General features: G+C 37.1%; 2 protein-coding genes and 1 pseudogene. All 3 read left to right on the top strand.

Annotated elements, in window-relative coordinates; translation table 11 throughout:
* Positions 1 to 465, top strand: a pseudogene (locus ACFIKB_RS08690) (DUF3792 domain-containing protein); the annotation flags it as partial.
* Positions 466 to 1,054: 589 nt separating this feature from the next.
* Positions 1,055 to 1,336: a hypothetical protein gene (locus ACFIKB_RS08685; protein ID WP_375653341.1), complete on the top strand. Its 282-nt coding sequence runs from the start codon at positions 1,055 to 1,057 to the stop codon at positions 1,334 to 1,336.
* A 1,675-nt stretch (positions 1,337 to 3,011) separates the two neighbouring features.
* On the top strand, positions 3,012 to 3,974 hold the full coding sequence (locus ACFIKB_RS08680; RefSeq protein WP_375653339.1) for an abortive infection family protein: 963 nt from the start codon (positions 3,012 to 3,014) through the stop codon (positions 3,972 to 3,974).
* Positions 3,975 to 6,062: the final 2,088 nt, after the last annotated feature.

Genomic DNA, 6,062 nt, shown 5'->3' with positions numbered 1-6,062 from the left:
CAAACCTATCAAGCAGCACTCAACGATATTGGTTCTGCGATCACAGCTTTCAAAAATGATCCTTCTCACTATCGCACTACTTTAAAAAATCTTGGTGAACGCCTGTCTGATCGTGTAGAAGATCTCACGACAAAATTTGATCGAAGTGATATCATCAATGCCCTCATAAAAGATGGCATGACCCGTTCGGACGCACAAACAGCAGTAAACCGTGCCGTTCAACTCTATCAAAGCGCCGAGGAAAAAACCGAAAAAGCCATCAAAGCCCTTGAAGAACAGGCAGAAACACTCTCGGACAAACTTGAGGATACGATCAAGGGAGTAAAAAACACTGCGACTAAAGCTACAAAAGCAGCCTCCAATATGGGATGGTGGGGCTTTTTAGGAAGTCTGGTAGGCGCCATTGTTTCCAGTGTTTTTGGTTATTATGGTTATAGAAGCCGTAAGGATACTTTCATGCTTTAAAACTTCTACCTCTAAAGCAAACACATAAAAAGCTGCACACATGATGCAGCTTTTTTTTGCAAAATTTTCTTGATTCTTCATGCTTTTCAGCACAATCAAATTTTTCGACATCCACGTAAAGCTTTTATAATCATGAGAAACAAGCTTCAAATAAAAGATTTTTTTTCAACAATTCTATTTTTTTATGTTTTTTCTTTAAAAAATTTCTTAAATGAAGTGTTGACTCCATAGATTATATATATGCGTTACAGCGTAACAAATATGCGACTATTGCTCTATTTTTGCCATTTAAACCAAACGAATATCGCAGAAACATATTCCGCTACAATCAACAACTTTTCTTAATATGGAAAGCATATCAATCTTATATCTCATGTAAGAGGGAGCATTATGCGGTTAATATTTCATCCACGTACAATATGAGAGAATAAGGTGAAATTTCTCTGATACAAAGGGAATACCAACCTACCAAATTATCTATTCTCAACAAAGTAACACTCTCACCGCTTCAATACCAGTATATTAGTTTGAATATACGAACACAATTTACATTCTAGATTAAATGTATCAAATAAATAATAAACACAACATGCTATATAGGCTGGATTCCATCGATGCTTATGAACAAACGCTTATAAAGCAGATTGAAGTCGCCTCTATTGAAGTAAAAGATGGACAAAACAAACTGTATTTTGTTGTGGAAAGCAAAGGAAGTATTTTCGAAGACATGTTGCACGATCTGGAAGAAGCAAAAATCCATTGCGGTCGTGAATATTTCAAAGCTTTGGGAGAAAATACCCAATATATTGTTTCTGATAATTATCAAACTTTTATCGATCAAGTACTTCAAAAAGATACCATAACAACTTGAAAAAATGTTTGGGCTATGGAAACAGCCTTCCCCTATTGTTTATAAAATGCAATTTTTTCCTACTCTATAATTTACAAGCTCTTCCTTATAACCGATTTTAATTTTTATTAAACGATTAAGAGATTGTCGAACATTTTCCAGAAAGAGCTGCACATTTAAGAAAAGAAAATTATAAACTATTGAGAATACATTTGGCACCCAAACAATATCGCTGCATTTTTACTGTTTTGCCTCACACTCTCCTTATCGCATAAAGAAAAGGGCTCAGATTTATGATATGCTTTGTTTGAACGCCTTCTCAATAACATTTTCAATGGCTTATAAGATCATAGAGTAGTTTACCACTTTTCGAGAAACCAACACACTGAGACCTTGACCACAACCTTCGTTATTTTTATGAAAGAACACTAAACCAACAAGCTCCTTAAACTCTAAAATTTGGCCATCTCCAGTAACGTGGGGTGTTTATCAACATCATGCTTCCTTTGTGCTCTTGGACACCTCTCAAAACCTCTTGAAATATGGGATTCTCTGTTGGTATCTTTGCAAATATCCACGAAAATTAAGCACGCGTTTCAATGCGGAATAGTCCCATAAACACACTAACAGACACCCCTACAGCACCAGCATAGAATATGGCATCCCGCCCCCGCCCGCCAAAATGCTGCCCCTCTTCTGCCACGCATCGCGATGTGGAAAATAGCACTGTGCTGCAAACTTGGTGATGTTATTCACCCCATTTAAACCTCCTTGAATCGCTATGCTTGCATAACCGCAACAGGTTCAAATGAAGATGAAGCGACAAAAACATCTGGTAAAGCAGCCTCTCTCTCCATTCCATTGTGAACTGTCATCACAAATCTTCTCCTCTTTAATAAAAAAGCCTTCTCTCATTGAGGGGAAAATTTTTAAAAATATTGAAAATCATGAAGCACGATGACAGACAGCAAACCATCTCTAAAAAGGCTGTTTTTTTACTTTTACAGTGTGCTCTGAGATTTGCTTAAAATTTCCCCGCCTTTAAATTTTCCTTATAAAATTTACGGTAAAAGAAGCTTTTCAGAACTCTTTTACACATAACTTCATTGCTTCAAGTTCCCTTACAGACACGATAAACGTCTATATTTCCATCTACCAAGTGTGCAAGATTAACAGCGGATATAATGAAAACAGCCTTTTTATAGAAAACCGTAAGCTTTAACGGAATAAACGAAATTGGTAAACCGATCCCCTACCCACTTGTTCTCTCTACCGGTTATGCGAACAAAGAACCCCATCTGCTCTTTCTGACAAGTAAAGAACTGTGCCAACATTTGGTAATATACCATTGTTGAAATTCTTGTCACAAAGCCTTCCTTTCAGGGATTATGCGTATTGCCTGCTTCCTTCTCTCCAATAAACAATCTATCAATAAAGAATGTTATTGCAGTTACAATAATACAAAATTATACTTCTATTCTCATTCTATATTTTTCGAATTATCACACATTATCCATCCCCCTCACTGCTATAACAATGAAAGGAGAAAAAATTAAAACACAATATAGTATTTCTCTTTCACAAATCTTATATAAGCCACAAAATTGTTGCGCGACCTTCTATGCAAGGTCAGGCAATAAAATCATATTCTAAAAACCACTCCACACACCACTTTTTGATATTATAAAGCCATAAAATGCAATTATCATCTCCGCAAAAAATCTCTCAGAAAAACACTATTCCTCCTGCAATCATTGGACTACTTCCTCCAATGTTTGCGCACCATTATACGCATAACGAGTTAGATGACTTGTTTATTGCATCATTTGCTCCTCCTGAGGTTCCAGAAGGTACAAAAATCCAAAAAGTTAAAGCGTGGCTACGTGCAATCAATTCTCAATGCGAAGAACCACTTGAAGTCCTTGGTAACTTGCTTGGGGATTTTTTGGAAAAAGAATATTATGACCCAGACCCAAGCGGATTCAATCCACCATTATATGAAAAAATTTTACAGTTACAAAAAGATAAACATACAGTTTTAGAAAAGTTAAAGGAGTATGACTTGGGATATCAGCGTGGAGGGCATATTATCAAGAATGAGCTGACCTCCACACAAGAATTGCAAAAAGCAGGTCTCCTCTCTACAGAAGAGCTAAAAAAACTTATTGCAGAGAAAAAACTTTCAGCAGTAGAAATCGAAATAAATAGAGCATTAGAAAATATAGAAAAAGATCCAAGGGGGGCGGTTCTATTTGCAGCAAATCTGTTGGAAGCCTCTTGCAAAGCTTATCTCGACCACCATTCTATCCCATATGCAGAAAACGCCCGTAATAATCTGCCCGCTTTATGGAAACAAGTCGTTAAGAAAGCCAAGACCCATCCCGAAGATATGAAGCAAGAAAACTTAAAAAATCAAGATCTAGATGAAAAAGACTTAAAAAGTCAAGATCTAGATGAAAATGGCTTAAAAATGATCGCATCCGGTCTGTATCAAATCGTTAGTGGTACTATGAATTTAAGAAACAAGAAAAGTGCAGCGCACGGCCGCTCAGAAAAAGATTTGGAACTAATCAATCTCAAACCTCACCATGCGCGCTTAACTTTTAATGCCGCACATTCTCTCTCAATGTATATCTTAGAGCTCATAGATCAGCCGTAATAAAAAAGAGCACTATTCTTACATGCCATAACCATTTTCTCTTTACAGGCTTTTTGCTACCAACATAATGCTTTACCCTTTACAAAACACTCTTTGCAAATAATCGGGGTATCGTTACGATCATAGGCATTTTAGGTTTTGTCTTTTAAGACAAAAGGCTAGCAAAGCCTCCACTCCATGCATGTTTGTCTTTTTTATCGCAAAACAACATCATTTTCATCAAAAGCCTATCATAACATTTTATATTTCGAGCTAAGAGCAAGAGCAAATTTTCTTAAAATCATTTCTTATCTTTAAGACTTAAGAGCGCTTCCCATCCCCCCCGACATAACCTTCTCTATAGCTTATAAAACCCAATATTCCTATAGCGGGATAAAATTTAGTGATCACGCACTCTATAACTTCCCCTTCCCCACTGCCAGCTTCCATTCAAACATTAGTACCCATGGCTGCAAAAGCAAAAAGCCAGCCCTTCTTTTTCTCACGCCAGAATGTTGATTTTTCTTAAAGATTTCCGCCCCTTTAAAAAGATTGTGTGCCATGACGAAGAGTTTGGCTTGCGTTTTTCATTGGAAGCAAGTTTTGTAGCTTTTTTATGATATTAAGATAGAGGTAAGCTGGAAGCGTTTTTTTCACCTTCTCGCCATTTTTTATCTATGGATAGAGATGTTCCGTTTTTTCTCAAGCCAAATTGCAGATATAAGACAGTTTTTTTCTGAAAGACGAGGATATCTGAAAATTTTGGAGAGGACTTTGATTATTTTTGGTTATGTTTGTAGGATTTTTTGGGGCTTCTGGAATAAGATCGTAAACGATTAGTTTCAGGGAAGAATTGGGAAGTTTGCATTTTAGAGAGGCAAAGCTCAGTTTTCAAATTTCAAACTCCAACAACATGTTTTTTAGCTTATTTTTAAGCATCTAGAATAAAGGTTTATTTTGAAATCGCTCTAGTGATGGACGCAATGATAGCAATAAGATTTTGTCTAAAGCAGTTAGCTTTTTTGTCTTCAATTTTTTTAAAGGGTTGGATTGTGCGTTTTTGTCTCACACCATTTGCCACCCATGGGTTTTCTCCCTCCTGACATTGAGCAAAACTGATTGTCCAATCAGGATAAAGTCGCCAGCTACCTAGCCCTCTCGTTGGTCATCTCACAAATGTGTTGCGCATCCCGCTTGGAGCGTTGATAACACTACCTCATCACTTATATGCCCATGAGTTTATAAGCGTTTTGACAAATCAATGGTTCATCGCTCCCATTTACTCTAGAGCACAGGATGCGTGCGTTGTGTAAAATAAGCGTGGTAGAACTACTATAGCTCTTTTTTGGAAGGATTGGTTTTAAGTGTAGGGTGATAGAAATCTCTTACTATTTTTATACACTTTACGAAGAGCTTGATGGGATATTTTTAAAGTCTCGAGACTGAGGTAATGCACAAATAGTTTCAGAGAAGGATTGAGAAGTAGAGTTTTAAGATAGAAAGGTGAGTTCAACTTTTAGTGGCATGTCTATATGGGCCATTGCATTTTTTAGAGAGGGAATATTTTCAAGCCACCCCATTCCCTCACTGTAGCTTTATGGGTGTTTAGACTCTCGTACGTTTTATCCTTCTTCCATGGTGCTTCCATTATGATCCATCTAGAATGAAAGTTTATTTTGAAAGTTCTCTCGTGAGAGACGAGATGGTAGCAATAAGACCTTTCCTCATATAGCAACCTGCTTGGCAAGGATGCACCTTGGATGTGATATAGACGGACAAATATAGTATGGGTGATGGTGCCTTTTTTTCTCAAGTTAATTTGAGAGGCATCGGAGAATTTTTGAGACCAATCTAGGTTGAGCACTATTTTTTGCACTCTTTTTAGAGAGGGAAGATTTTCAAGTCCCCCCTTCCGTCATAGTTTTATGGGTGTTTAGGCAGTTTGTACGTTTTATCCTTCACGCATAGTGCTCTCGCAACTTCTATAAAGCCGCAAGCCTATACAGCTCAAGTGGGAAGTTTGAGTGAAGATTTATTCTATAACATTTCCCATTAGGTACATTTTTATATTTTCACGTTTTATCATGAGCGCAGTGTCATGTTCAGATG

The organism is Bartonella sp. MR110HLJHH (assembly GCF_042194225.1).
Lineage (GTDB): Bacteria > Pseudomonadota > Alphaproteobacteria > Rhizobiales > Rhizobiaceae > Bartonella > Bartonella grahamii.
Note: the sequence above shows the minus strand (reverse complement) of the source record. Positions and strands in the feature narration are given on the sequence as shown.

Excerpts from the sequence above, each read along its gene's own strand:
- ACFIKB_RS08685 (WP_375653341.1), top strand. The coding sequence starts at position 1,055 with ATGCTATATAGGCTGGATTCCATCGATGCTTATGAACAAACGCTTATA.
- ACFIKB_RS08680 (WP_375653339.1), top strand. The coding sequence starts at position 3,012 with ATGCAATTATCATCTCCGCAAAAAATCTCTCAGAAAAACACTATTCCT.